Annotated in this window: 20 protein-coding genes; 4 read left to right on the forward strand and 16 right to left on the reverse strand. The window is 54.7% G+C overall.

All coding sequences use genetic code 11. From position 1 onward, the window contains the following. Positions 1-6: 6 nt before the first annotated feature. The 4 genes from K7H08_RS11560 to K7H08_RS11575 are packed head-to-tail and all read right to left on the reverse strand — an operon-like array spanning position 7 to position 6,611. Positions 7-2,142 carry a hybrid sensor histidine kinase/response regulator gene (locus K7H08_RS11560; protein ID WP_231658001.1) on the reverse strand — a complete coding sequence of 712 codons (2,136 nt, stop codon included), beginning with the start codon at positions 2,140-2,142 and terminating at the stop codon, positions 7-9. Next, a complete protein-coding gene (locus tag K7H08_RS11565) occupies positions 2,142-3,509 on the reverse strand; it encodes a CheR family methyltransferase (RefSeq protein ID WP_231658003.1) in 1,368 nt (455 codons plus the stop codon). Before K7H08_RS11565 ends, K7H08_RS11560 begins: the two co-directional genes overlap by 1 nt. Next, positions 3,506-4,573 carry a chemotaxis-specific protein-glutamate methyltransferase CheB gene (gene cheB / locus K7H08_RS11570; protein ID WP_231658005.1) on the reverse strand — a complete coding sequence of 356 codons (1,068 nt, stop codon included), beginning with the start codon at positions 4,571-4,573 and terminating at the stop codon, positions 3,506-3,508. Before cheB ends, K7H08_RS11565 begins: the two co-directional genes overlap by 4 nt. 10 nt (positions 4,574-4,583) lie before the next feature. Beyond that, complete coding sequence (locus K7H08_RS11575; RefSeq protein ID WP_231658006.1) at positions 4,584-6,611, reverse strand: methyl-accepting chemotaxis protein; 2,028 nt, start codon at positions 6,609-6,611, stop codon at positions 4,584-4,586. Between the two features lie 493 nt (positions 6,612-7,104). Here K7H08_RS11575 and K7H08_RS11580 point away from each other — a divergent pair, with 493 nt between their 5' ends. Continuing rightward, positions 7,105-8,700, forward strand: a complete 1,596-nt coding sequence (locus K7H08_RS11580) for a solute:sodium symporter family transporter (protein ID WP_231658009.1) — start codon at positions 7,105-7,107, stop codon at positions 8,698-8,700. Positions 8,701-8,771: 71 nt separating this feature from the next. On the opposite strand, the gene K7H08_RS11585 is transcribed toward K7H08_RS11580, so the two are convergent. From K7H08_RS11585 to K7H08_RS11605, 5 genes are read right to left on the reverse strand one after another with little or no spacing between them, the layout of a single operon-like run. After that, the gene (locus tag K7H08_RS11585) at positions 8,772-9,218 is read right to left on the reverse strand and encodes a phosphatase domain-containing protein (protein WP_038478536.1); all 447 of its coding nucleotides are present in this window, start codon (positions 9,216-9,218) and stop codon (positions 8,772-8,774) included. Positions 9,219-9,228: 10 nt separating this feature from the next. Continuing rightward, the gene (locus K7H08_RS11590) at positions 9,229-10,311 is read right to left on the reverse strand and encodes an MBL fold metallo-hydrolase (protein ID WP_231658010.1); all 1,083 of its coding nucleotides are present in this window, start codon (positions 10,309-10,311) and stop codon (positions 9,229-9,231) included. Next, the gene (locus K7H08_RS11595) at positions 10,308-11,366 is read right to left on the reverse strand and encodes an ABC transporter ATP-binding protein (protein WP_231658012.1); all 1,059 of its coding nucleotides are present in this window, start codon (positions 11,364-11,366) and stop codon (positions 10,308-10,310) included. Before K7H08_RS11595 ends, K7H08_RS11590 begins: the two co-directional genes overlap by 4 nt. Then, on the reverse strand, positions 11,354-13,054 hold the full coding sequence (locus K7H08_RS11600; protein ID WP_231658014.1) for an ABC transporter permease: 1,701 nt from the start codon (positions 13,052-13,054) through the stop codon (positions 11,354-11,356). The genes K7H08_RS11595 and K7H08_RS11600 overlap by 13 nt, the downstream gene beginning before the upstream one ends. 2 nt (positions 13,055-13,056) lie before the next feature. Beyond that, entirely contained in the window at positions 13,057-14,037 is a 981-nt protein-coding gene (locus tag K7H08_RS11605) for an ABC transporter substrate-binding protein (protein WP_231658016.1), read from the reverse strand. 148 nt (positions 14,038-14,185) lie between these two features. Between K7H08_RS11605 and K7H08_RS11610 the strand changes: the two genes are divergently transcribed. After that, positions 14,186-14,938, forward strand: a complete 753-nt coding sequence (locus K7H08_RS11610; protein ID WP_231658082.1) for a DeoR/GlpR family DNA-binding transcription regulator — start codon at positions 14,186-14,188, stop codon at positions 14,936-14,938. Between the two features lie 136 nt (positions 14,939-15,074). Further along, positions 15,075-16,340, forward strand: a complete 1,266-nt coding sequence (gene mtnK, locus K7H08_RS11615; RefSeq protein WP_231658017.1) for an S-methyl-5-thioribose kinase — start codon at positions 15,075-15,077, stop codon at positions 16,338-16,340. 258 nt (positions 16,341-16,598) lie between these two features. Here mtnK and K7H08_RS11620 read toward each other — a convergent pair whose 3' ends face one another. From K7H08_RS11620 to mtnB, 3 genes are read right to left on the reverse strand one after another with little or no spacing between them, the layout of a single operon-like run. Further along, entirely contained in the window at positions 16,599-17,147 is a 549-nt protein-coding gene (locus K7H08_RS11620; protein WP_231658019.1) for a 1,2-dihydroxy-3-keto-5-methylthiopentene dioxygenase, read from the reverse strand. An 11-nt stretch (positions 17,148-17,158) separates the two neighbouring features. Beyond that, complete coding sequence (mtnC, locus tag K7H08_RS11625) at positions 17,159-17,845, reverse strand: acireductone synthase (protein ID WP_038478515.1); 687 nt, start codon at positions 17,843-17,845, stop codon at positions 17,159-17,161. After that, a complete protein-coding gene (gene mtnB, locus K7H08_RS11630; RefSeq protein ID WP_038478512.1) occupies positions 17,842-18,432 on the reverse strand; it encodes a methylthioribulose 1-phosphate dehydratase in 591 nt (196 codons plus the stop codon). Before mtnB ends, mtnC begins: the two co-directional genes overlap by 4 nt. Before the next feature lie 111 nt (positions 18,433-18,543). Here mtnB and mtnA point away from each other — a divergent pair, with 111 nt between their 5' ends. Further along, a complete protein-coding gene (gene mtnA / locus K7H08_RS11635; RefSeq protein ID WP_038478509.1) occupies positions 18,544-19,569 on the forward strand; it encodes an S-methyl-5-thioribose-1-phosphate isomerase in 1,026 nt (341 codons plus the stop codon). A 5-nt stretch (positions 19,570-19,574) separates the two neighbouring features. Here the strand turns inward: mtnA and K7H08_RS11640 are convergent, their stop codons facing one another. The 4 genes from K7H08_RS11640 to K7H08_RS11655 all read right to left on the reverse strand — a co-directional run bounded on the left by K7H08_RS11640 (position 19,575) and on the right by K7H08_RS11655 (position 23,802). Beyond that, positions 19,575-20,417: a carbohydrate ABC transporter permease gene (locus tag K7H08_RS11640; protein ID WP_231658021.1), complete on the reverse strand. Its 843-nt coding sequence runs from the start codon at positions 20,415-20,417 to the stop codon at positions 19,575-19,577. Next, positions 20,414-21,298, reverse strand: a complete 885-nt coding sequence (locus K7H08_RS11645) for a carbohydrate ABC transporter permease (RefSeq protein ID WP_231658023.1) — start codon at positions 21,296-21,298, stop codon at positions 20,414-20,416. Before K7H08_RS11645 ends, K7H08_RS11640 begins: the two co-directional genes overlap by 4 nt. 63 nt (positions 21,299-21,361) lie before the next feature. Then, positions 21,362-22,642: an ABC transporter substrate-binding protein gene (locus tag K7H08_RS11650; protein ID WP_038478500.1), complete on the reverse strand. Its 1,281-nt coding sequence runs from the start codon at positions 22,640-22,642 to the stop codon at positions 21,362-21,364. 29 nt (positions 22,643-22,671) lie between these two features. Continuing rightward, positions 22,672-23,802, reverse strand: coding sequence for an ABC transporter ATP-binding protein (locus K7H08_RS11655; RefSeq protein ID WP_231658025.1), 1,131 nt, complete (start codon positions 23,800-23,802; stop codon positions 22,672-22,674). Positions 23,803-23,894 lie beyond the last annotated feature (92 nt).

A 23,894-nucleotide genomic window follows, 5' to 3' on the forward strand; every position in this document is an offset into this window, starting at 1 on the left:
GCATGCTCAGCCGAGTAGCGCTTTTAGCGTATCCACCAAATTGTTCTGATCAAAGCTACCTTTGACAATATACGCATCGGCGCCTACTTCAATGCCGCGCCGACGATCTGCTTCTTTTTCTCGTGATGTGATAATGATAATCGGCTTATAACGATAAATCTCATTTTCTCGCAGACTCGCAGTGAGCGCAAAGCCATCCATGACAGGCATTTCAACATCGGTGAGCACTGCATCAAACGAGTCAGCTAAGGCTTTATTCAGACCATCACGGCCATTTTCTGCCAGGGTGACCTGATATCCCCAAGCTTCTAATACATCTTTTTCAATTTCTCGGGTGTTCAGAGAGTCATCGACGACGAGTATACGATGTGTCTGGGGCGGTTGATCCGTTTTAGCTAGCGCTTTCGGGGCATAGCGGCGCGAGTGTTCCAGTAGCGTCGGCACGTGTAATAGGCTAACCAGCGTATTGCGCCCTAGCGTGACCATGCCAGAAACCAGTGGTAAATGGCGTAAATGCGCGGGCAACGGCTTAATTACCATATCGCGTTCATCCACCAAGGCATCAATAATTAGCGCAAGTTTTTGATGACGTTGATGTACGACAAGTAACAGTAAGTTGTCAGCATCAGTGGGCGTATAGGGTAAGTCTAATAATTCCGCTAGTGAAACGACCGGCACGAACTCGTTGCGCAGGATCAGTGTTTTTTGCCCGGCAGCATCAATAAAGTCCGTTGATGCATGCTCTACAAGCTCTGACACATAAGGTGCTGTTACACCTAGCGTGACAGCGCCCACGTTGATCAGGAGAACGCGCATCATGGCTAGCGATAAAGGCAGGCGTAGGGTAAAACAGGTACCTTTGCCTGGATGGCTGGTTAGACGTAAATCACCGTTGAGCTCGTCAATGACCGTACGTTTGACGACATCCATCCCCACGCCACGACCTGAAAAGTCGGTAATCAGGGGTTTGGTTGAGAAGCCGGGTAGGAAAATAAGTTCTAAGGTTTCCTGCTCGGTTAGGGTAAGCAGCAGCTCTTCACTGAGTAGTTGCTTGGAGAGTGCCTTGTGCCGGACCGCATCTAGGGAAATACCCGCGCCGTCGTCACGCATTTCAATCACTACCCAGCTGCCGTCTTGCCAGGCCTCTAGCGATAACTGCCCCCGTATAGGCTTGCCTGTTGCCTGTCGCTCACCGGGTGTTTCCAGGCCATGATCTAACGCATTCCGCAGTAGATGAATGAGCGGGTCCGAGAGGCGATCTATCATCTGTCGGTCCAGCTCAATCTCACTGCCGTGAACACGGCAATTGACTTGTTTGCCTAGCGAATGGGCAAGGTCTCTGGCCATTTGCGATAAGGGGTCAAACACCACGCTCAGCGGCAGCATGCGCATTTGCAGAGCTCGGTCATGGAGATCGCTCATTAGACCGTCGTGGGAAAGCACGCTGTCCTTCAGCTCGCGGCTAAAAGCGTTAAAGGGGGCCTGCTGATGTTTGGGTAACGAGGCACCAAGGCTGCGTGCCTGTTCTACGAGTGAGTGCAGATGGTGGTGCCCTGATAACACTTCCCCCATCAGGCGAATAACGTCATCTAGGCGGTCAAGACGCACGCGTACCGTGTCTGTTAAGCGTAGCTCTTGAGCCGGAAGAGCAGGGCTTTTCATTGCCGGTGGTGCAGCGTTGAGGGCTGCGTTCTCGGCTTTATCGTCCTCGGATACGGTTGTTTTAGGAGGGAGAGCGGGGGGCGGCTTTCCCGCCGCGGTGTTTTCCAGGGCTTGGCAAAGCTGATTGTCGGCTTCCGCTAGCTCTGCTGGAGAAACGCCTTGGGCAAGTTGGCTAACTAGGTCAGACAGCGCGTCCGTGGCTTGATTTAGGAGGCTCGTGACATCAGGTGAAGCGGTTTGTGTCCCATCGCGTAGTGCGCTTAGCAGCTCCTCTGTACTGTGAGCGATCGCCGTAATGGGCGTCAGTTTCAGCATACGCGAAGAGCCTTTCAGCGTATGTGCCGTACGAAACAGTTCATTGATACGTTCTTGATGGGTATCGCCTTGTTCTAGCGCTTCAATACCTTCTCTTAACCGGGGCAAGTGGTCTGACGCTTCTTCAATAAAGCGCTGAATAAAGCGTTTAATATCCAGTGCCATTAACCCACTCCCTGTGTCGTTGCTTGTGCACCAAGATAGCGAGTTGCCAAAAAGTAGGCATCCCCTGGAGGAATAGGCGGCGCAATGACACTTAATCCACCATCCGCCTGTTTTGACGCGTCCAGTAGGCGAATAACCGCTGCATAGCCACGCTTTCGTTGTCCGGGAGCATCGTTAAGCTCGCCTAGTCGGAAAAGCTCAGCTTGAAAAAAGTGAGCTGGCCAGCACTCAGGAGCAACGTAAATGGCTCGCTTAAAGTAGTCGTAAGCGTCAGCAAAGTTCTGCTGCCAGCGAGCCACTAAACCTGCCAGCAGTAACGCATCCACACTCCAAGGCTGTTGCACTAGAAGGTCAGAAAGTAGCGCGGCTGCTTCTGAAAATGCATTCTGGTTCAGTAAATGATGAGCTTGCTGCAAAGCCGCGTTAAACGATGTCATCGGCTGCTTGTGCTCAGATTCATTCTCAGGTTCATTCTCAGGTGGTTGTGGAGGCGTCTCTGACAACACCGCTAGGGCTGGCAACGGATCGTCGCGATAGGGTGGCTCATCATTTGCAGGTAAGGCACTGGGCAAGGTGCTGTCTTGGAAAAAGAACACTCCTTGAGCCTGATGCAGTTCCAAAATGCCCAGGTCGTTGCCTAATGTTTCTGTGACACCGCACATCAAAATCCCGTGTGGTTCCAGCAGTTGCTTTAGGTGGCGTTGTATATCGCGTCGGGTCGCTTCGTCAAAATAGATCGATACGTTGCGAAATAAGATCACGTCGAAGGGGCCAAGCTTGTCAGCGTTTGCCTGTAATACGTTAAATGAGCAAAAGGTGACCCACTGACGAAGCGCATCATCTATTTTTAAGCGTCTGCCCTCTGGGCGAAAATAGCGGTGCTTAAGCGCAGGGTTCAGTGCCCGAAACGACATGCCGCTATAAATGCCTTTTTGAGCTTTACTAAGAACCTGCTGATCAACGTCTCCTCCCGTAATATGAAAGAGTTGCTTGGCACGCTCTCCGTAGCGCTCAAGCAGCGCAATAGCAACACTGTAAGGCTCTTCGCCTGAAGAACATCCAGCGCTGAAAATAGCCAATGGTTTACCTTTTTCAGCCAGCCGCCGAGGGAGGTAGGTATCGGCTAACCAGTGGAGTGCTTCGGGCTCCCGGTAGAAGTAGGTTTCGTTCACCGTTAACTGACTGATAAAGCGATCAAACATCGCTTCGTTTTGCTCTAGTTGTGCAATGAGCTTCGAGGTGTCGTTAATATCAGTGTCTGTTTGAAGTGCCTCCACTGCTTTAACGAGACGAGCTTCAGCGAGGCCCTCTAAGTGCAAACCGCAGCGGCGATGCACCAGGTCCTTGAATGGCGTCAGCGAGCTCATAGCGATTTCGTCCAGGTAGACAACCGTTGCCCACTGGTCTCGCGAATGAGCCTGGCAGGGAGTTCATCAAGGGAAACAATATGCTGGATAACGCCGGCACTAACCGCTTCTTGGTTCATGCCATAAATAACCGAGCTGGCTTCGTTTTGGGCAAAAGTACAGCCTCCCGATAAATGAATAGCGCGCATGCCACTAACGCCATCACGCCCCATGCCCGTTAAAATCACCCCAATAGCCTCTGGGCCATAAACATCAGCTACGCTCGTTAATAGCGCATCGCAGCTGGGGTGATAAAGTGAATTATCTGGGCTCTGCTGTAGTTGCAGGCGGTGGGACGGCGTGACACGCAAGTTGCGTTCCGATGGCGATAGATAAATACAGCCTGGCTTTAGCGGTTCACCATGCTGAGCAACGCAAACCGGCATTGAACAGAGCGATGTCAGCCAGTGCGCCATTCCTTCAATAAAGCCATGGCTGATATGCTGGGCAATCACCACAGGTGCAGGAAAGTTGGTCGGCAGCTTGCTAAGTAAATGGGCGAGTGCCTGCGGCCCACCGGTTGAGCAAGCAATGGCGATAATACGCTGAAAAGCTTTCGGCCTATTATGGCGATCAACAGGCGGCGTGTTTACCGGCGCAACAGGCATGGCGGAGGTTGATCGACGCCGTAGGCGGGTAATAACGGCTACTCCCGAAAGAAGCCGAACACGCGCGAGTAGTCGTTGTGCGTCTTCATCATCAAGAGTCGGCTTCGGCATCACTTCTAGCGCGCCAACGTCGAGCGCTCGGTAAGCTGTTTCGGCATCAGAACGATCGCTTACCACCAGGATAGGAACCCCTTTGGTATGCATAATTTCTTCAATGGCGCTGAGGCCGTCCATGACCGGCATATTCAGATCCATTGTGATCAACTGCGGCGATAAGCGGCGGGCAAGTTCCACTGCTTCACGCCCGTTGCTGGCTTCACCAACAATTTCAATGTCGCCATCGCGGGTGAGGATGTCGCGAAGCACATCACGTGCCAGTTGACTGTCGTCCGCCATCACTACCCGAATTACACTCATCGCAGCATCCTCACGAAGGGCGTTGGTGGTTTGCATCCTGTTGAGCCAATGTAAACTCCTGCACCAGCGCATTTAACTCTGCTGACATGTTGATCATATCTTGGCTGATCTCGGTAATGCTGCGTACTGACTGTGCATTACGTGAGCTGGCTGTATCAATATCGCGCAAAGCAATAACCACCTGGTTACTAGCAGTTTTCTGCTGTTGGGTTGACAGTGATATTTGCTGCGCTGCGCTACTGGTTTGGCTCGCCGCTTTGAGTAGTGCATCCAGGTCTTGAGCGGTATGAATACTGACCTCAACGCCTTTCTCTATCGAAGACGCTCCCTTTTCAGAGGCGACAACTAAACGATTTATCGCATTTTGAATTTCTTCGGTGTGGCCTTCTATCTCTTGGGTTGAGTCAGTAACACTATCCGCCAAGCGACGTATTTCGTTTGCAACAACAGAGAAACGGCGACCTGACTCGCCCGCACTTGATGCCTCTAGTGCGGCATTAAAAGCAATCAGCTTAGTTTGCGCAGCAAGGGTATTGATCAGCTCCATGACCTTGCTGATTTGTTTAGACTTAGCGCCCAGTGCCATGATTTCTGTCAAGCTCTGTTCGCTGTCGCTGCGAATATCCTGCATTTTTGACTGCAGCAGTTGCATCGCTGTGCTGCCCTTACGGCTGCGTTCAAGCGTTTGATTGGCTACTTCTACCACAGATTGCGAATGATCAGCGATTTGTGTGGATGAGGTTGAAAGCTCCTCCATGGTTGAGGTTATCTCAGCCACTGACGAGGCCATTTCTTCTACAGCGGCGGCCATCGTCTGGTTCGCTTCATGACTAATGTCCCCGCCTTGAATGCCCGACAATCCCGCCGTTTGCGCTAAGCGATCGGCCACTTGAGTGAGTGCCAGTGCGTTGTTGGAAACCGCCATAATGGTGCGAGATAAGCGCGCTAGCAGCTCGTTAGTCTGATTCGCTAAATCGCCAATTTCAGCCTGATCATCTGTGTTGACACGGCGGGATAAATCTAGGCTGTTGGTAATCTCTTTAAGCTGGCGTTGAAGGCGAGTTAAGGGGCGAATCAAGCTGCCGGTAAGTGGGTATAAAATAATTAACCCGCCTAAAAGGATCGCAAGCCCGAAGCCCGTCGATGCCAAAAAGCGTTCTCTGATGGAGCTTAAATACTCTTCTTTAGAGACTTCAATCATCAAGTAGCGCTGCAGCTCGGGTAGCCAGCGGGTGGAGACTAAAAAGGTGTGATTATCACGTTGGATTTCGTGTACACGAAGTTCTTGTTCATCTTGCAGTAGGCTGGCTGACTCCTGGCTTTGAAGCGCTGCCAGTGACGTCTCGTCACTGCGAATAAGTAACTCACCTTCCGCATTGAGTAACGCGGCGCGGCCGGTTTCGCCAAGTCGAAAGTCTTCAATTAGCTGCGCCAATCGAGAAAGATCCAGCCCCGCCCCAGCAACAATAAGAGGACGGCCATTGAGTGCCTGTTCACGACTACGGAAATTTAAAAAGACAAACGCTTCTTCTGGTGAAAAAGTATCACTGTCTAGGTTTAGATTATAAGCAGTATCGCTATCGGTAAACTGATAGTACCAATCATCATCGCCGCCGGGCGCTTGTAGCGTCCGCTCTAGAAACTCTCCATCGCGGTACTGGAAGTAGTAGCCGCGCCCTTGATATTGAGCCGCAATAAACAACAGTTCGGTGTCGAGCTGTTCCATCAAACGTGACAAATAGCGCATGACGTCCGGCTGGTTGGTGTCTGGCATTCCGTTGCGCACCCACTGCTCAATGAAATAGCTGTCGGCTAGGCTTTCTGACAACGCTAGCGCTGGGCTCAACCTAAGCGTTAGCCGGGTGGCAAGGCCCTCTACCTGAGTAGGTAGCTCTTCGTTTAGCAAGTTTTCCAAGCGTGCCTGGCTATGTGAGCGGGCCTGCAGGTAGAGCGCTAGCAGCATAGCCAGTGCCAATACCGTTCCAAATGAGATAAACAGTCGTAACCGTAATGGCAAGGATTTCCAACGCGCTGTCATTATCGCTTCTGCTCCGAGTTAACTGGTGACGCTAGTAAGTAGGAAGTGCTAACACTGATTGCTTAGCGTTAAATAACGTTACAAGAAGCCTATCATATGACGATTTCAGCGGCTTTTATGAAGGCTGTCCAGTTTTCTCATTAACGCTACGTCACGCGACAGGCAGATGCTGTGACAAAGGTGATGCACTTTGCGATGAAATCAAGCGTGATGAGTGGTCGCTAAAGTAACATCATTGTGACATGGACTGTGCGGCTTGATCCGTGCGACTTAGCCCTTATGACTTAGCCCCTCCTTCCGTAGTGACTAACCACCGTAGCGACTTGTAAAAAGGGTGCCAAGGTAGTAAAAAACCGCTTTATTTATTCTTTTTTGCTACTAAAGAATAATAGTTGAATCGTTTCATCTCCTTAGAATGCCCGCGCATATTGGTAATTTTACCTACATTCACTGCGTCGCCTGCCGATAAGCGACTACTCCCAAGGACCTTCCCATGCATGCCCTAACGCTGGCATCGTTTCTCTTTTTTACCGGCCTAGTGGCCTTTGTTACGTGGCGCATCACATGCAGAGATGATCACCGAAGTACGAGTGGCTATTTCTTAGCCGGAAGGACACTAACCTTTCCACTAATAGCCGCCTCAATGCTGATGACCAATCTCTCAACCGAGCAGATGGTTGGGCTAAACGGTTCCGCGTTTACCGATGGTCTGAGTGTTATGGCCTGGGAAGTGATTGCGGTGATCGCTTTGGTAGCACTGGCGCTGTTTTTCCTACCGCGCTTTCTTAAAAGTGGAATTGCAACGCTCCCCCAGCTGTTGGCAATACGTTTTGATAACGGTACTCAGCTGATTGCCAATGTAATTTTCTTGATTGCTTACGCCGTTGTGCTGTTGCCTATCATTCTCTATTCAGGGGCTATTGGTTTACAGGGCATGCTTGATCTTCAAGGGCTTACCGGTATTCAGTCGAGTACGGCACTGCTATGGGGCACGGTATGGGTGGTCGGTTTAATTGGTGCGGTGTATGCGCTATTTGGCGGTCTGCGTACGGTGGCGGTCTCAGATACCTTGAATGGCGTCGGTCTATTGATCGGTGGCTTTGTCATCGTTTATTTCGGCCTTCAGGCAGTGAGTAATGGCAGTGGCATCATGGAAGGCTGGAGCATTCTGAAAGAGAGTGACCCGAGTAAATTTAACTCGGTAGGCGGTCCTGACCAGCAGGTACCGTTCTCGACTATTTTTACCGGCGTCCTGTTGCTTCACCTGTTTTACTGGACGACGAACCAGCAAATTATTCAGCGCACCTTTGCGGCAAAAAACCTCGCAGAAGGCCAAAAAGGCGTGTTGCTGACCGGCTTCTTTAAACTGTTAGGCCCGCTCTATCTGGTGCTGCCGGGGATCATTGCTTACCACCTTTACGCCGACCAAGGCGTTCGCGCGGACGAAGCGTATGGCCACTTGGTGTTTAACGTGTTGCCGCCGTACCTAACAGGTTTCTTTGCTGCAGTAATGGTCGGGGCGATTCTCTCCTCGTTTAACTCGGCGCTAAACAGTACCACCACGATTTTCAGCCTGGGTATCTATAAAGGTGTGCTGAAAAAAGATGCCACTGAAGAAGAGGTCGTGAAATCAGGCAAGGTATTTGGCTGGATTATGGCCGTAACGACCATGATTATTGCGCCACTGTTGGCAGGCCAGGATAGTCTATTTGGCTATCTGCAGAAGATGAACGCGATTTACTTTATCCCTATTTTAGCGGTTGTTCTGGTGGGGCTTCTGACGAAACGCGTGCCTCCCATGGCGGCTAAAGTAGCGTTGGTAGGGGGCTGTTTGCTGATCGCCGCTGGCTACTTTGTTCCGCCGTTTAACAAGCTGCCGATGGTGATGCATGAGTTCCACTTTGTCGCCGCTGTGTTCGTGCTGTTGGTTGCCGTGATGCTGATCATTGGTAAGCTGCGTCCCCGCGCCACCGCCTGGGTGCAAGAAGATTCGGGCGATGTCGATCTCACGCCTTGGAAGGGCGCTGTGCCAACCGGTATTGTGCTTGTGGTATTAGTGGTGATTATGTACGCCTCATTTGCAGGCTGACCACCGCTAACACAACGCAGATATTGCCACTGACGCCCCGCTAAGCGGGGCGTCAGTGTATTGCCGTTTCCTTAAAAATCTCCCGGTGCGCACTGCAGGCAAGTAAGTCCGAGTGCGCGCCACTGGGCGACTACCGCGTCACGGTCATCCAGCACCAGCCAAGGCGCAAAGCCGTCGCTACGCATTTGATTGAGTAGCGAGGCTTTCACCTCTTCATCATCTACATGGTCATCGCCTTGCGGGCGCAGGTACATAGCATCAAAGGGAATGGTGTGGCGCTCTAACCAGCGCTGGGTGTGCTCACGGTGGCTGTCAGGTCGGCCGCTGCAGATAACGATCTGTTGGCCTTGGGCCTTCAGGATCTTAACCAGCTTGGCTACCGCGTCGATCACCGGCGCTTCAGCCATATGGGCAAAAAAAGGATCCCACTGCTTGGCGGGGCCAAGAACCCACTCGTGTACATCGGTGGGGTGGAATTCGGCAAGCGTGCCGTCAACATCAACAATCACTGCGGACATTATTAATTTCCTAAACGGTTAAATGGGCGGTAGGGCGCGTGGCCGTATGCGGTTGAATCTCTAAGGTGCGATGGATGCGTAGCCGCTGTCCCAGGCGTTGGCGCCATTTGCTTAAGCAGTGTCCAGTGAGTGGAGTAAATAGCGGCACTACCTGAGTGGCCCTTAGCTGGTCGGCAAGCGCTACCAGATGAGATGCACGCAGATGAACATTCCAGCGTTGCCAGCTTATCTCGCCTGCGGCGAGTTGAACTTGGCGTTCAGGTGTTAGGTAACCGGTGTGCAGTAGCTGGTAATTGGGCCATTGGTCGGGCGTATCATTGCGGTCACTGACCAACTGCAGCGCTGGCTGCGAAGCATTCCGCCGTTCTAGCAGTGCGCTAATTGCACTGTCGAGACCTGGGCGGCGTAAGTCGCTTGGCAGTGCTAGCAGTGCGGCGAGGTTATCGCGAATAATCGGGTCAATGGCGAAAGGGAACTGACAATGGTCTGCCTCTTCCGACAGCCACAGCGCCATTTCCAGGGCGCGCCCTGTTTCAGGCACCGGTAATACTAACGGCTGGTCAAGCTGCAGACGAATAGCCTGCACGCAGCTTTCCTGGGGTTGGTCGTAGTTGCCATAGGAAGCATCCAGCAGCGCCGTGCGTGCAGGTGGCGGTGTATCGAAAGGAAACAAACGGGATTCAAAACAGGCATCGCCGCTGTAGAAAATACCGCCATCCACGTCCAAGTGCAGCCAAACGCCGCCCAGCGAGTGCCCAGCCTGTCCGGTGGTCACCTTGATACCTTCGACCATAAGGCTTCCACGTGCTGGCAAAGGCTGCCAAGCGCGGTGTTTCGGCAATGCGTTAGCGACTAAGGGCGTGCAGTAGAGCGGGATGGTATCGGGCAGTTCAGCAACACCGCCGATATGGTCAATATGGTCGTGGCTAATCAGAATAGCGTCTACGTCCAAGTCACCTGCCCAGGTGATAGGTTCCCCAGGGTGCAGCGCACCCCCTGCATCCAGCAGCAGTCGTTTGCCGTTGGTTTCGACCAAGATAGCCGCAGGACCTTTATCACCCAACCCACTTGATAGATGAACATGGGCGCTCATTGGTCAGGCTCCAGGCACCAGCCTTCTAGTAGCCGCAAAGCGACTTGCTGATCCTCTTCAAGCGCGCAGTGATGGTAAGCCAGCAATGCTTCACCGCTGGGCAGGCGCAGGTGTAACTCATAGCGTTCACCACGAAAGGTTAGCCGCTCGACGCGCCCGGTAAGGTCATGTTCATTGGGAGCTTGGGCGTCTACGCGAATATGCTCGGGGCGGACCAGGACGGGTTGACGTGCAGCTTGGGCGCGGGTGTTGTGTGCCGCAGCCAGCCCTTGCATCAGGGCACTTTCCGTTAGCCGCTGCCCCGGTGCGCCGTTGGCAATGGCCAACTGGCTACCTTGGCCGATAAAGCTGGCCACCCATTCGCTGCGCGGTTGGCGATAAAGCGTTTCGGGCGTTGCCCACTGTACTAGCTCACCGTCGCGCATTACGGCAATGCGGTCCGCCATCGCCATGGCTTCGCTTTGATCGTGAGTGACGTACACCATCGTCGCGCGGGTGCGGCGGTGAAAATCCACGAAGCTGTGTTCCATGGAGGCACGCAGATTACGGTCTAAATTGGCCAGCGGTTCATCCAATAACACAACCGCAGGGTCAGTCACTAGGCAGCGGGCTAGCGCGACCCGTTGGCGCTGACCACCGCTAAGCTCCTGTGGCGAACGCTGTGCATAGGGCTCTAGGGCTACTTGTGCCAGGGCATGGTCAACTCGGCGCTGGTACTCACTGCCCTGAATGCGGCGCAGTTTGAGTGGGTAACCGACGTTGTCGGCCACGTTCATATGCGGCCAGAGCGCGTACGACTGAAACACCATCGCCATGTTGCGCTGTTCTGGTGGTACATGGTGATGGCGGCTGGCTAGCAGCGTATCGTTCAGGCGTATTTCGCCGCCAGTGACATTTTCGAACCCCGCCAGCATACGTAGCATGGTGGTTTTACCGCAGCCGCTGGGGCCCAGCAGTGCCACAAATTCCCCTGGCGCAATCTCTAGCGAGAGGTCATTGACCGCGCGATGGTCGCCAAACTGTTTGGTGACCTGTTGAATTGCTAGCCCTGCCATGGCACGACTCCTTTGGGTAAACGAGGGGCGAGCAGGCTGAGCGACAGCATCAGCGTGGCGACCATTAAGACCACCAGTACCGATACCGCAGATGCCAACACGCTCTCACCGCCCTCATCAAGGTTAAAAATCAACACGCCCAGCGTTTCGTTGCCGGCGCTCCAAAGCAGTGCCGATACCGTCAACTCGTTCACCGCCAGCAGGAAGACCAACAGCCCCCCGGCAAATAGCGACGGCGCAATCAGCGGCAGTACGATCGTGGTTAGCCGCCGCCACGGGCCTGCCCCTGCCAGTTGTGCGGCTTCTTCTAAGGAGGGATCAAGCTGGGCCAGGCTGGTGCTAACGGGTTTGAGGCATACCACTAAAAAGCGCGCCAGATAGGCCACAAAGATCAGCCCGAGCGTGCCGTAGAGCGCTACGTTGATCAGCGGCAAAGGGCGTACGAACAGCAAAATGCAGGCGATCGCCAGCACCACACCAGGTAGTGCGTAGGGCAGTTCAATAGCGCTGAGCGTCAGCTGCTGGAGGCGGGGTGGCAGCCGCTGCAGGCGATACGCTAGCGGCAGGCTGCACAGCATAAGCACCAGCGCGGCGCCGCCTGCTAGCCATAGGCTGTTGCGCACAGCGCGCCAGGTGGCGCCTTGGCGGCCAATCACTTCGTGATAGGCGTTTAATGTCACGCTATCGAAGCTAAGGGGAACGCCCATGGCGGGCACCAACGAACTGACCACCAGCGCCACGAGTGGCGCGACGAGAATCACCAATAAAACGCCGACGAGTACGGTCGTCACCGCTGGCCGAAAGCGGCCCAGCGTAAAGTCATGAGAGCGGCCACTGTGGCCGCCTAAACCAAAGCGGCTGCGATTCATCCAGTATTGCTGCAAGGCAACGCCTGCCAGTGCCAGCACACCAATCAATAACGATAGCGCTGCCATTTCCGCCAGCACGCCAGTACCAAAGCTAGCCATACGCTGGTAGATCAGCGTCGGTAACACGTAGTAGCCCGCTGGAATCCCCAGCATGGCAGGGATACCGAAGTTGCCCAGGCTAGAAATAAACGCCATCGCCGCCCCAGCAATTAAACCGTGCCGAGTGACTGGCAAAATAATCTGCCCCCAGACTTGGGTCTGGCGCGCGCCGCTGATGCGGGCCGCTTCGATAAGCTCGCGGGGGAGTGAGATCAGTGAGGTGCGCAGCGCTAAAAAGACCAGCGGTGCGCTTTGAATTCCCAGCAACAGCGCAATGCCTTCCGCTGAGTAGAGCGGCTGGGGGCTGCCCAGCGGCGGCGCCATACCAATGCTTTTCAGCAACGGGCTGGCGGGGCCGAACAGCTGGAGCCAGCTCAGCGCCGTCACCTGAGGGGGAATCATCATCGGCAGCATAAAGCAGAACACAAGCCACGCTTTGCCACGGATGTCGGTCAGCGTAATCACGAAGGCGAATAGGCTACCCAGCACCAGCGCAATCAACATGCCAAGGCCCGAGGTATACACACTGTGCCACAGCGCTCGCCAGGTACTCGCCGCGTTAAGCACCTTCCATAGCGGTGATTCGCTGCCCTGGCCAAGGTCACTAAGTGCCTCAGCCAGTAGCCGCAGGCTAGGCGCTAGGCTTAATAGCACCACCGTGAGTGTGATTAGGCTGAGCAGCCAGCGGTGCTGGCTGCCAACGTTAAGCGACGGTGTCATGGTTAGCCGCCAAACAGGTCGCTAAAGCGCTGTTTCAACGTCTCTTCCTGCTCCAGTGCTTGCTCAATATTGATCGGCATTAGCTGGATAGCATCACGAGCGGGAAAGCCTTCAGGCGGCGCAACAGCCGGGTGGGCAGGCAGGTAGCCTTGCTGGCTGACGAGTTCTTGGCCTTGTTGGGAAAGCACGAAATCGACAAATTTCTGCGCGGCGTCCGGGTTGTTGGCACCCTGCATGATAGCGACGGGCTCGGTGACCGCACTAACGCCCTCTTCGGGGAAGACAAACTCAACCGGTGAACCTTTGGCGGCCTCGCGAATCGGCAGGAAATCTACCACGATGCCGTAGGGCTTCGTGCCTGAGGCAACGGCATTGAACACGCCGCCATTCCCGCCCTGAGCTTCTGCACGATTAGCTTGCAGCGCCTCGTAGTAGCCCATTCCAAGGTCGGGGTTGTCGCTCAGCGCGGCCATATGAATCAGCGCTGCGCCGGAATAGAGCGGGCTTGGCATTGTTACCAGGCCTTCATAGTCAGGCCCCGTCAGATCTTGCCAACGCTGCGGCTGATGCTCGGCAGCGGTGTTATACACAATCCCTGTGGTGATCAGTTTGGTGCCGTAGAAGTAGCCTTCCGGATCGTATAGCGCCTCGTCATAAGCCTCCCGCTCTGGGCTGAGGTAAGCCTGCAAATGGCCCTCTTGCTTGAGTGAGGTCATGGTCATGCTGTCAGCAATTAATAGTACGTCTGGATTGCTGACACCCGCGGAAAGCTCTGAGCGTAGGCGAGTCATCAGGCGAGTGGTGCCATCGCGTACCCACTCCACCTCAATATCAGGATAGGCAGCCTGAAAGGCATCCACGGTTTGCTGGGCATCGCTATTCGGTTGGCTGGTATAGAGCACCAATTTGTCATCAGCCAGCAGTGATGACGATAGAGCAAAGCTTGCAAGCGTAACGGCAGTGCACAGTGAGCGCTTCAACATCGTAAAACCTCCAGTAGGTGAACACTGATCACACTACTGTCATCGCCTTACAACATCGTGACACTACGCTTTCGTTTGATGGCGGTAGGCTTTCGCCTGTCAAAAAAAGGCTTTCGTTACTAAGGTGGTCGCCAACGTGAAGAAAATAATGGGCTTAAACGAGCGCCGCCGTGCCGTGTTGGCACAGGTGCGCCAGCAAGGTCGCCAGCCCCTGGAATCGCTAGCTGACCAGTTTGATGTGTCGATACAAACATTGCGTGGGGATGTTCGTGTCTTGGCTGAGCAAGGGTTGGTATTGCGTCGCCACGGGGAAGTCTTGCCATTTCCCGATCAGGAGAATATTGGCTACGATCAGCGCCAAATCGTTAATCAAGCGGGTAAGCGTCAGATTGCCCGCCAGGCCGCTTCGCTGGTTCAGCATCACCAATCGCTATTTTTAGGTACCGGTACCACGGTAGAGCAACTGGCTGACGCCTTACGCGATAAGCAAGGTCTGCAGGTTATGACCAATAACCTGCACGCACTGATCAAATTGTGCACTATGGAGTGCGAACTGGTGGTAGCAGGTGGGCGGGTACGGCACCGTGATCAAGATGTGATTGGCGGCGATGCCTGGCGCTTCTTTCAACGCTACCGAGTAGATGTCGGCATTGTCTCCGTGGGCGGCATGGACAGTGATGGCCATTTATATGACTACAATGATGACGAAGTTATGGCCCGCGAAGCGCTGCTATCCCATGCCGCATATCGCATTCTGGTACTGGATAAAACTAAATTCGACCTACCGCTGCGCTGTGCCGCTGGTCAGCTTGCTGATTACCATGCGGTGATTACCGATAGTCCACTACCCGATAGACTGCGCAGCCCTTTGGCCGCCAAGGGGGTGAGGTTTTTGTGTTAAATCCCTTTCAAGACATGTTCATTGTTATTAGCTCGTGGTTTAAAGCTCATTACTGAGGTTGATGTCTTTTAAATGAGGGCATTTGACAACCCTGCTGGGGTATGACAAACAAGCATCATTTTTCGCGAGGAATCAAATGGTGGCGTACGAGCATCCCTATCAGGCATTGGATGTCGGCACCCTGGCGCAGCGGCTAGGTGATGTAGAAGAAGTCGCAAGCCGAGTGGGCGACAACCCCGGGCAGTGGCAGATTCGCGAAGTAGGAGATGGCAATCTCAACCTAGTTTTCATTGTATCGGGGAGTGCGGGAAGCGTGGTGGTAAAGCAAGCGCTACCCTATGTGCGTATGGTCGGTGAGAGCTGGCCGTTGCCACTTTATCGCGCCCACTTTGAGTATTACGCCCTGGTACGCCAAGCCCAGCGTGCGCCAGGCATCGCCCCTGAAGTGTTCTATTTTGACAAGCCTCAAGCGCTGATCGTCATGGAGTACCTTTACCCGCACACGATTCTGCGTCGCAAGCTGATCAACGGTGAGCGGGTTACACGGCTTGGCGAAACCATTGGTGAATTCTGTGCGCGAATGGCGTTTCGTGGCTCGGAGCTATCGTTAAACAGCCCTGAGAAGAAAGCCGACGTGGGGCTGTTTTCAGGCAACGTGGCGATTCCTGCTATTACCGAATCCCTGGTGTTTACCGACCCCTATTATGGCGCCGAAATGAACCGTCATACGCCGGAGCTTTCGCCGGTAGTGGATGAGCTGCGCCGTAATACGCGCTTAAAAGCTAAGGTGCAGCGGTTGTTGATGAAGTTCACCGCGAATACCGAAACCATGCTGCATGGTGATTTGCACTCCGGGTCAATTATGGCCACCGCGTCAGATGTGCGTGTGATTGATCCCGAATTTTCTCAGTATGGCCCAATGGCCTTTGATCTAGGCATGGTCGTTGCCAACTTCCTGATGGCCTACTTCAGTCAGCCTGCCCACCGCCAAGCCGATGAACTTGATGCCTACCAAGCGTGGATTCTTGACGTGATTGAAGCGTGCTTTACCCACTTTGACGCTGAGTTTCGCCACCTATGGCAAACCGAACGCACCGGCATTCTGTTCCCCAGGGCGCTGTTTGAAGCGCAGGGAAACAGCGCCGATGACGCCTGCGATGCACTGCTTGAAGAGATCCGCCTGGATGCACTGGCTTATTGCGGCATTGAGATGCACCGTCGCGTTTTATCGTTGGCCCATAACGCTGACTTTGAAGAGATCGAAGACACCGCGCTCCGCGCTAAGCTTGAAGCACGCAATGTGCTGATGGGCCAAGCGCTGATTATGGAGCCGGAGGCCTATCGTGAGCTTACCGCACTGGCGGATTTAGCCAGGGCGTATAACCAGCAAGAGGTGTTATAAACTCTTACCCCTCTCGATATAATGGACTTCTCGATAATGGCACTGTGGCTGATCCCGCCTCGGTGCCAACCTCGGTAACGCTGGCGCGTTGCTTCGCGGGTGCGCTGACGCTTACGCCACGCTACATAATAAGCCCAACTCAACTATTGTTAAGCCCCGTAGCGCGGTGTAACGAATCTCGCGAGGGACGAGCGTATGAGGCACCCGCGGGCGGCACTATCTCCAACGCTTCACAACTTACGATTCACCATTCACAACTTACAGCTGATCCAAGCGATCAAATTTCTCGGCGATATCGCTCTCTGTCCAGTGAGGCACCCAGCCTTCAACGTTATCGAAGAAGCGCAGCGCAGTGAATTCTGGCGCTGGGCCCATATCAAACCAATGGGGCGTGTTCGCGGGTACGCTGATCAGGTCATTGCGGGTACACAGTACCTGATACACCTTGTCTTCAATATGCAGGCAGAAAAGCCCCTGGCCTTTAACGAAGAAGCGCACTTCGTCTTCGTGATGGCGGTGTTCGTTTAAGAACTTCTGGCGCATAGCGTCTTTGTCTGGGTGCGTGGGCACCATGTGCAGCACATCGACGGTTTGATAGCCGCCGATGGCTTTAACCCGGTCGATGTCTTCTTGGTAGAGCGCCAAAATGTCTTCCTGGGTGGCATCGTCGGCAATCTCGCCCGGCGTTGCCCAGCGTTCAAACAGCACACCCACCTTGTTCAGCTCAGCAGTTATCTGCTCGCCGTCAGTGATGTCCAGCAGGGCATCGTTAGGGTTCTGATCAGCAAATACTTTCAGTTGCGACATTCTAGGCTCTCCTAAAGCGCAATTTCATCAAAGCGGGAAACGCACGCGTGGGTGTTGCCCGCCTGGGTGCCTTCGCGAACTAACTGCAGGGTTTGCATGCCCGCCTGCTTGGCGGCGTCCAGCTCTTCGACCACGTCCGACAAGAACAGCACCGCTTCCGGTGGCAGGTCAAGCTCAGCGATAATTCGCTGGTAGGCCGTGGCTTCGCGCTTATGGCCAATATGAGTGTCGAAGTAGCCGCTAAACAGGGGGGTTAAGTCGCCTTCATCGCTGTAGCCAAACAGCAGCTTCTGCGCCTGCACGGAACCTGACGAATACACGTACAGCGCTTTGCCTGCCTGCTGCCACTGGCGCAGCGCCGGGGCGACGTCGCTATACAGGTGGCCTTTAAAATCGCCACGCTGATAGCCATCGGCCCACACCATACCTTGCAGTGCTTTCAGCGGAGTAACTTTTTGGTCAGTCTCGATCCAATGTAGCAACTGCGCAATGACTGCTTCCAGCGTGGCATCAGCGTCGCCCATTTCGCGGCGCACGGTGCTAATTTGCTCGGCAACCTCTGGAGAGTCAGCATTTGCCCGCAAGAAATCGGGCAGCTTGGCCTGGGCGTAGGGAAACAGCACCTTATGGACGAAGTTAATATCCGTGGTGGTACCTTCGATATCGGTGACAACGGCGCGAACAGCAGGGTTACTCATTTAGACCACCGGCTCTCTTCAAGTACACAGGACAGTAAAAATTCAATGGCTTCCAAGTGCCGACGGCAACTAGCGATGCTATCGCCCACGGCATAAATACCGTGCCCCGCCACCAAAAAGCCCCAGGGCATCGGCCAGCCGAGGCGTACATGCTCCGCTAGCTCGTCCATATCTTGGGAATTTGGTACCACAGGTAAAAGAACCGAGGCATCATGAGTCACGTTGCCCGCTAAGGCTTTTTGCATCTCGAAGCCACTTAGCTCAATGCCGTTTGGAAAGCGCCGTGACAGCACAGTGCTGGCTAGGGTATGGGTATGCAGCACGCAGTTGATGGTCGGGTCTAGCCGATAAAGCGCAGCGTGAAGATCACTTTCCGCGCTAGGTTTCCCATCACCGGATAACACCTTGCCATCCAGGTTGCAGAGCAAGAGGTCATCGGCCTGAATGCGGGTTTTATCCCGGCCAGAAGCGGTGACAAGATAGCCCGCCTCGGTACGGGCGGAAAAGTTACCGCCAGTGGCTGGCGTCCAGCCTTGCTGCGCCGCCCATGAAATGGCGGCCAGCAGTTCAGTTTGTAGCGTCATCATAGGATCTGCGTCGCCTCATCTAGTAGCAGCCATTCTATATGATAAGCTTCGCGCCTGATAAGCCGCGCCGTTGTTCTGCTAGTCAAGCTCAAGTGCTCAAGGAGTCCAGCAATGCCACACCTACAGTCACGCAGTTTACGGGTCTATGCCGACCACCTTGAGTATTTGGATCAAACCCAACTGCCCCAGGCGGAACAGTGGGTGCGCTGTGGTTCACCAGAAGAGTGGCAGCATGCGGTGAAAAACCTAGCGATTCGCGGGGCACCGCTGATTGGTTTGAGCGCCGCTTTCGTGCTGGCTCAATACGCCGCGCGTCATCCGCAAAGTGATTGGCAGTTGGTAAGTGATCGCTTACGCGCCACGCGTCCCACCGCAGTGAACCTGATGTACTGCCTGGATGCCATGGAAGCCTGCTTTGAGCAAGGGGTTGCCACCTTGGCTGAGCGTGCCGCTGAACTGTTTGCAGAAGACCGCGCGCTTTGCCAGCGTATGGCCGAGCGGGGAGCCGACCTTTTGCAATCAGGCGACCGCATATTGACCCACTGCAATACCGGCGCGCTGGCCACCGCAGGCGTTGGCACCGCCATTGGCGCGCTGGCCGTTGCCAAACAGCGCGGTGTGACGCTGCATGTGTATGTGGATGAAACCCGCCCGCTGCTGCAAGGTGGCCGCTTAACCGCCTGGGAAATGGCCGACTTAGGCATTCCCTATCAATTGATTGCTGACAGCATGGCCGCGAGCTTAATGGCCGCGGGGAAAGTCGATAAAGTCATGGTCGGTGCCGACCGCATTTGTGCCAACGGTGACTTCGCCAACAAAGTGGGTACTTACATGCTGGCGGTGATTGCTCACTATCATCAGGTGCCGTTCTATGTAGTGGCCCCTTACACCACGGTAGATCCCGCCTGCGCCACTGGCGCCGAGATTCCTATTGAACAGCGTGACGGCGCCGAAATACGCGGTGTTTCGGGTGCCTTTGGCGACGTAGTGTGGGCACCCAGCGATGCTCCCGTATGGAACCCTGCCTTTGATGTTACACCCGCCAAGCTGGTCACCGCCTGGGTGCTAGACACTGGCACCTTCGATGCCGCCGCGATAGTGCGTGGCGAACACTGCCAGGGGCGTGCAGAAAGATAGTGATCCTAGCGAATCCCCGCTCTTAAAAACGACTGCACGAACTGGCGTTGGAAGAGCAAAAAGGCAATTAGCAGCGGGGCGATGCTTAACAGCGTCGCAGCGCTAACGGTCGCCCAGTTAACCCCAGTTTCGGGCGCGGAAAATACCCCTAACCCTACCGTTAGCGGGCGGCTCTCTACCGAGTTGGTCACCACTAATGGCCAGATAAAGTTATTCCAGTGGTGGCTAATCGAGACCAGCCCATAAGCAAGATAGGTAGGCTTGGCTAGCGGTACGTACACCTTCCACAAAATTTCCAGCCAGTTGCAGCCTTCGATGCGGGCGGCGTCTTCCAGCTCCCTTGGAATGGTTTTAAACGTTTGGCGGAGCAGAAAAATACCCAAGGCACTGGCCACGTAGGGCAGGCCAATCCCGGTGATGGTGTTGATCAGTCCCAGCTCACTGGCGATGCGGTAGTTCTCGACAATCAGCACTTCGGGGAACACAAAGAGCTGAATCAGCACCAGCATAAACAGAACGTTCTTGCCGGGAATCGGAAAGCGCGCAAAGGCAAACGCCGCCAGGGTACAGACCACAAACTGGCCAATCACTACTCCCGTTACCAGCGCAAAGGTGTTCAGGTAGTAGCGGGCAAAGGGTGCTTGAGACCAGGCGTTAGTGAAGTTCTCCAGCGTCAGCGGGGCAAAGAGCGCAAAGTTCACCATAAACTCGCTGGGGTGGAAGGCGGCCCAAAAGGCGTACAGCAGCGGAAAAATCCAAATAATCGCCAGTAGCCACGCGGCCACGGTTTCCAGCGCGGGAATTGAGAAGAAGCGGGAGCGGGGCGCATAGGAAGTGGTCGTATTCATTGATAGTGCGTCCTGCGATCTAAAATCGTGAACTTAAGCGTGGCCACTACCGCGAGCACTAGCAGAATCACCACCGTAATGGTGGCTGCCGTGGTGCGGTCAAAGAACGAGAAGGCATTCTCGTAGACGTAGTAGAGCAGCAGGTTGGTGGCGTTGTTGGGCCCGCCCTTGGTCAAGATAAATAGGTGATCCACGACCCGCACTGAGTTAATCAGCGCATTGATGAGCACAAACAGCGTGGTGGGCATGAGTAGTGGAAAGGTGACGCGCCAAAAGAAGCTCCAGCGGCTAGTGCCTTCTAAATCAGCCGCCTCTTTTAACTCGGGTGGCATACTCTGTAGCGCCGCCAAGTAGAAGATCATAAAAAAGCCGGCCTCCTTCCACACCGACATCACGATCACCGAACTTAATGCAAGGTTTGGATCACCCAGCCAGTTCACCCCAGAAAAGCCCAGCATACCGAGCAGTTTATTGAATAGGCCAATTTGCGGCGCATAGAAAAACATCCAGATATTGGCGGCAGCGATCATGGGTAGAATCGTCGGCGTAAAGTAGGCCATGCGCACAAAGCCCCGACCGCGAAGCTTGCCATTGACGAATAGCGCCATACCCAAAGCCAGCGCGATAGACGTAGGAATCGTACCGACGGCGTAGATTAAGTTGTTACGCGCTACTTTCCAAAACGTCGGGTCATCGAACAACACCTGATAATTTTCAAGGCCTATGAATTCAGTGGGTGCACCGCGAAAGCCGGGTAAAAACAGACTGTTAATGACCGTCGTCACGGTCGGTAAATAAGCAAAAGTCGTTAGCAGTACTGCAGCGGGCAGTAGCAGAAGCGCGCCATAGAGCTGCATTTTGCGGTGGTTGGTGAATGACATAGTGAAGTACCGCAAGTTGGAAAAGCAGGGGCATGCCCCGGCGAACAGTAAAATGGCTAACGATTAGCGGGCGTAGCGGCGTAACACGCTATCGGCCTCTTGCTGCGCCTGGCTAAGCGCTTCTTGCGCTGTCATTTGGCCGGTCAGCGCTGCTTGCACGGCGTTATCCAAGGCGCGGCGAATGCGGCCACCCTGGTAAGTGGAAAGCTCTGCCGTGCCATGCTCAAGCTGGTCGCGGGCAACCGCGGCAGGTGGGAACTCTTCCACATAGCCTTGCAGCGCGTCGGTTTCGTAGGCAGCGGGGCTAACGCCCATATAGCCGGTTTCAATCGACCAAGCAGCGGCGCGCTCCGGGGCAGTCATCCAGCGAATAAAGGTCATCGCTGCGCGCTGCTCTTCTTCTGTCGTATCTTCAAAAATGTAGAAGTTACCACCACCGGTGGGGCTGCCACGCTGGGTTTTCATCGGCAGCATAGCGACGCCAAAATCAAAATTGGCTTCGCTGCGTACGGCGGTCAGGTTGCCGGTGGTGTGCCACATCATGGCCGTGGACTCTTCCAGGAAGTTCTGGCGCAGGGTGCCCCACTCAATGGTGCCGTTAGGCATGGCATTGTGCTCGGTGGCCAATGATACCCAGTACTCCAGCGCTTCAACCGCTGCGGGGTCGTCGAAGTAGACCTCGGTGCCATCTTCGCTCATTAGCCGGTGGCCGTTCTGAAAAGCAAAGGCCTGGAACATCCAGTAGGGGTAGCCGGTCGACGGCACCATTACGCCCCACTGCTCGCCGTTGGAGGCTTCGCGCACGGTGGCGGCCATTTCGGCCATCTCTTGCCAATTCTCAGGGGGCGTTTCGGGGTCTAGGCCAGCGGCTTCAAAGGCGTCTTTGTTCCAGAACAGTACGATGGTGGAGCGCTGGAAGGGGATGCCGTAGGTTTTGCCATCCAACTGGCCATTTTCCATCAGCCCTGGGTAGAAGCCATCGAGCCATTCGCGCTCTTCATCGGTTTCGACCAGGTCATCAAAGGCGACGATGGCGTTCTGCTCAATCAGCTCGTACAGATCGATGGAGAACATGACCGACAGCTGCGGCGTTTCACCCGCTTCCATCGCTGACATGGCGCGCACGCGGGTGTCGTCGTAGTTACCGGCGTAGATCGCTTCCACATTGATATCGGGGTATTCGCTTTCAAACTCTTCCACCAGATTATCAACGACGTCGGTGAGTGCACCGCCCACTGCGACCGGGTAGTACATGGTCAGATCGACGCTATCCGCGTTTACCTGGGCGGCGCTAAACAAGCCCGCTGCCAGAGCGGTCATTGCAAAAGGGGTACGCAAACGCATAAGAGACTCCGCAAGTGTCAGTACTGCTGTCAGTGTTGGAAAGAGCCCACCGCCGGTGGGCGAGGAATGCTTCGAGATGAGCTGGGTAAGGGGAACGTCGTCAGGTCATCCCGCCGCAGGCCTTCAGCATCGAAAAGGTGTGTATTCTCTGACGTCCAGTAGAGGCTACATGGCTGACCTGTCAGTGCCTGCTTGCCGCTAAGCCGCACGCGTAGGGTGTGCGACCCCACTGCCACATAAGCAATGGTATCCGCTCCCAGGTACTCTTCACTTAATACGTTAGCGGGTACGCCGGAACCGGGGGCGATACGCAGTTCGATATCTTCCGGGCGGATGCCTAGATGTCCGCCAGCGGCATCCAAGGGAGCTACGGGGGTACTTGGTTCGCCTTCGATAACGGCACCATCTTTACCGGCTACTAGTGGCAGCAGGTTCATGGCGGGGCTGCCAATAAAACTGGCGGCAAAAGCGCTAGCGGGGCGGTTATAAAGCTCGTCGGGGGTGCCGTCCTGGACGATTTTGCCGTGCTGCATCAGAATCACACGATCTCCCATGCTCATCGCTTCCACTTGGTCGTGGGTGACGTAAATCACCGTCATATTCAGGCGACTTTGTAGTGCTTTGATTTCCCTACGCATGTCGCTGCGTAGCCGAGCGTCCAGGTTGGATAGCGGTTCATCCATCAGACAGATCGGGTGTTCGGAAATAATTGAGCGCGCCAAAGCAACCCGCTGGCGTTGGCCGCCGGAAAGTTGCGCAGGTTTGCGGTCTAGGTAATCGGTTAAATCAACCAGTTCGGCGACCTTGGCCAGTCGCTGGCGCTGCTCATCTTTGGGTACCTTGCGGCTGCGCAGGCCAAAAACGATGTTGTCGGCAACGCTCAAATGCGGAAACAGCGCGTAGGACTGAAACACCATGCTCAGCCCACGGTCGCCGGGCGGCAGGCGGGTAACGTCGCGCTCGCCGATATGAATACGCCCGTCGCTGGCCTCTTCCAGGCCCGCGATCATGCGCAGCGTGGTGGATTTACCACAGCCTGAAGGGCCGAGCAGAATGACAAATTGCCCAGGTGTGACGTCGAAGGAGATGTCATCGACGGCAGTAGTCGCGTCCCAACGTTTAGTGACGCGTTCCAAGCGAATACGCGATTGGTTTGACATAGCACACACATCACCGGCTGTTGGTTGTTATTGGTTCAGCTTGTGTTGAAGGTGTTGCCGTTGTATGACACTTACATGGATGGTTGATGACG

The sequence above is a fragment of the Halomonas sp. IOP_6 genome, from assembly GCF_021151565.1.
Classification (GTDB): domain Bacteria; phylum Pseudomonadota; class Gammaproteobacteria; order Pseudomonadales; family Halomonadaceae; genus Vreelandella; species Vreelandella alkaliphila.

Coding starts and splice junctions, on each gene's coding strand:
- K7H08_RS11560 (WP_231658001.1), bottom strand. CDS start 2,142: ATGGCACTGGATATTAAACGCTTTATTCAGCGCTTTATTGAAGAAGCG.
- mtnK (WP_231658017.1), top strand. CDS start 15,075: ATGGTGGCGTACGAGCATCCCTATCAGGCATTGGATGTCGGCACCCTG.
- mtnC (WP_038478515.1), bottom strand. CDS start 17,845: ATGAGTAACCCTGCTGTTCGCGCCGTTGTCACCGATATCGAAGGTACC.
- K7H08_RS11585 (WP_038478536.1), bottom strand. CDS start 9,218: ATGTCCGCAGTGATTGTTGATGTTGACGGCACGCTTGCCGAATTCCAC.
- mtnA (WP_038478509.1), top strand. CDS start 18,544: ATGCCACACCTACAGTCACGCAGTTTACGGGTCTATGCCGACCACCTT.
- K7H08_RS11590 (WP_231658010.1), bottom strand. CDS start 10,311: ATGAGCGCCCATGTTCATCTATCAAGTGGGTTGGGTGATAAAGGTCCT.
- K7H08_RS11600 (WP_231658014.1), bottom strand. CDS start 13,054: ATGACACCGTCGCTTAACGTTGGCAGCCAGCACCGCTGGCTGCTCAGC.
- K7H08_RS11620 (WP_231658019.1), bottom strand. CDS start 17,147: ATGTCGCAACTGAAAGTATTTGCTGATCAGAACCCTAACGATGCCCTG.
- K7H08_RS11650 (WP_038478500.1), bottom strand. CDS start 22,642: ATGCGTTTGCGTACCCCTTTTGCAATGACCGCTCTGGCAGCGGGCTTG.
- K7H08_RS11640 (WP_231658021.1), bottom strand. CDS start 20,417: ATGAATACGACCACTTCCTATGCGCCCCGCTCCCGCTTCTTCTCAATT.
- K7H08_RS11580 (WP_231658009.1), top strand. CDS start 7,105: ATGCATGCCCTAACGCTGGCATCGTTTCTCTTTTTTACCGGCCTAGTG.
- K7H08_RS11595 (WP_231658012.1), bottom strand. CDS start 11,366: ATGGCAGGGCTAGCAATTCAACAGGTCACCAAACAGTTTGGCGACCAT.
- K7H08_RS11575 (WP_231658006.1), bottom strand. CDS start 6,611: ATGACAGCGCGTTGGAAATCCTTGCCATTACGGTTACGACTGTTTATC.
- cheB (WP_231658005.1), bottom strand. CDS start 4,573: ATGAGTGTAATTCGGGTAGTGATGGCGGACGACAGTCAACTGGCACGT.
- K7H08_RS11655 (WP_231658025.1), bottom strand. CDS start 23,802: ATGTCAAACCAATCGCGTATTCGCTTGGAACGCGTCACTAAACGTTGG.
- K7H08_RS11610 (WP_231658082.1), top strand. CDS start 14,186: ATGGGCTTAAACGAGCGCCGCCGTGCCGTGTTGGCACAGGTGCGCCAG.
- mtnB (WP_038478512.1), bottom strand. CDS start 18,432: ATGATGACGCTACAAACTGAACTGCTGGCCGCCATTTCATGGGCGGCG.
- K7H08_RS11605 (WP_231658016.1), bottom strand. CDS start 14,037: ATGTTGAAGCGCTCACTGTGCACTGCCGTTACGCTTGCAAGCTTTGCT.
- K7H08_RS11565 (WP_231658003.1), bottom strand. CDS start 3,509: ATGAGCTCGCTGACGCCATTCAAGGACCTGGTGCATCGCCGCTGCGGT.
- K7H08_RS11645 (WP_231658023.1), bottom strand. CDS start 21,298: ATGTCATTCACCAACCACCGCAAAATGCAGCTCTATGGCGCGCTTCTG.